Source organism: Lamprobacter modestohalophilus (assembly GCF_016583905.1).
Lineage (GTDB): Bacteria > Pseudomonadota > Gammaproteobacteria > Chromatiales > Chromatiaceae > Lamprobacter > Lamprobacter modestohalophilus.
This window is the reverse complement of the sequence record NZ_NRRY01000150.1, coordinates 1-1,643: the sequence shown is the minus strand read 5'-3', so window position 1 is coordinate 1,643 and position 1,643 is coordinate 1. Positions and strand designations below refer to the sequence as shown.

Annotated in this window: 2 protein-coding genes; both read left to right on the top strand. The window is 59.0% G+C overall.

Annotation, left to right across the window (positions count from 1 at the left end; genetic code table 11):
- Positions 1-185: 185 nt before the first annotated feature.
- On the top strand, positions 186-383 hold the full coding sequence (locus CKO42_RS26470) for a hypothetical protein (RefSeq protein ID WP_200252550.1): 198 nt from the start codon (positions 186-188) through the stop codon (positions 381-383).
- Positions 380-1,366, top strand: coding sequence for a ParA family protein (locus tag CKO42_RS26465; RefSeq protein WP_200252548.1), 987 nt, complete (start codon positions 380-382; stop codon positions 1,364-1,366). Before CKO42_RS26470 ends, CKO42_RS26465 begins: the two co-directional genes overlap by 4 nt.
- Positions 1,367-1,643 lie beyond the last annotated feature (277 nt).

Here is a 1,643-nt window from a genome sequence, read left to right as displayed (position 1 = left end):
TCGGCCGTGGCGCGCACACCGACCCCGCGCGCAGCGAGGAGAATGATCTGGGCGCGCTTGACCAATCCTTGGGGCGCGTTGTGTCGGCGCTCCAGCGCTTGCAGGACGCGAGCGTCTTTGTCAGAGACGTCAACTGGGGCTGCAGTACAGCGCGGCATCGGTGAGAACCTCCGGTCAGTCGCTATGTGAATGATGAGAATGACAAGGTTACTATCTGGGAACGGTCTCAGGTATTTAACAGGGTTGCATTAGGCTTTGTCAACCGCTTCGGCTACGGCGTGCAACGGGCGCAGGCGCTGTTGCAAAAAAATGGGAATCCCCCAGCGGACTACGCATTCGATGACCGAACGGTGCTGGTAAAAGTGCATCAAGCGCAGTCATGAAGGCGGTCGCCTTTTTCAACAACAAGGGGGGGGTTGGCAAGACATCCCTTGTGTATCACTTGGCCTGGATGTTTGCGGATCATGGCGTCAAGACACTGGCCATCGATCTTGATCCTCAGTCCAACCTCACGGCGATGTTCCTTGACGAAACGCATCTCGAGACCCTCTGGCCGGATGATGAGCATCCGGATACCGTCTACGGCGCCATTAGCCCCATCCTTCGCGGACTGGGGGACATTGCCCCGCCGAAGATTCAGCACATCACCGATGATCTCGGGCTTGTTGCCGGCGACCTCGCCCTTTCGCGCTTCGAGGATAAGCTCTCGGATGCCTGGCCAAGATGCCATCACGAGGATGAATCGGCCTTCCGGATCATGACCGCGTTTTATCGGTTGATCCTCTGTTCGGCGCAAGCGTCGACAGCGCTCGTGCTGATCGATGTTGGACCCAATCTGGGCGCGATCAACCGCGCAGCCTTGATTGCCGCTGATCAGGTGGTCGTACCGCTTGAGCCCGACCTCTTCTCGCTGCAAGGGCTGAAAAACCTCGGGCCAACGCTGCGTGAGTGGCGAAGGATCTGGGCCGAGCTGCTGAAAAAGGCACCATCTGATTTGCGCATGCCAAAAGGCAAGATGGAACCCAAGGGGTATGTCGTCATGCAACATGGCATGCGCGATTCGCGTCCAGTGAAAGCCTATCAGCGATGGCTGAATCGCATCCCCAAAACGTACCGCGAAGCCGTGCTCGATGAGTCTGCGGGCACCACACCGGCGGTTGCGTTAGATCCCTACAACCTGGCGTTGCTGAAGCACTATCGCAGCTTGATGCCACTTGCGATGGACGCCAACAAGCCGATGTTCTTCCTCAGGTCGGCAGACGGCGCCATCGGTTCTCACCAAGAGGCTGTCAGATCCTGCTACCAGGACTTCGAGCACTTGGCGACGCGCATCGCCGCTCACGCCGGAGTCGCGTTGGAGCGGTGATTCGGTTGGCGGCCGGAAACCAGGCCATGGACCCAGCAACCACCGAACACCAAGCAAAACGCCAACCGCCGCGCACAACGCAACCTTACCCCATGCCCCAAACCGACAGGGTAGGGCGGTAGCGTGCCTGAAGGTTCGACGTCAAATCCGCATATATGGTCCGCCCCGCGATGCAAGAGCCACTTGACTGTTCAGCAGAAGGAAACGTTGCGGCCATATATCCGGCGTCGTGATGAGGTGGCGTGATCGCTCCTCGCGCCCTGATGGAATCCGCGCG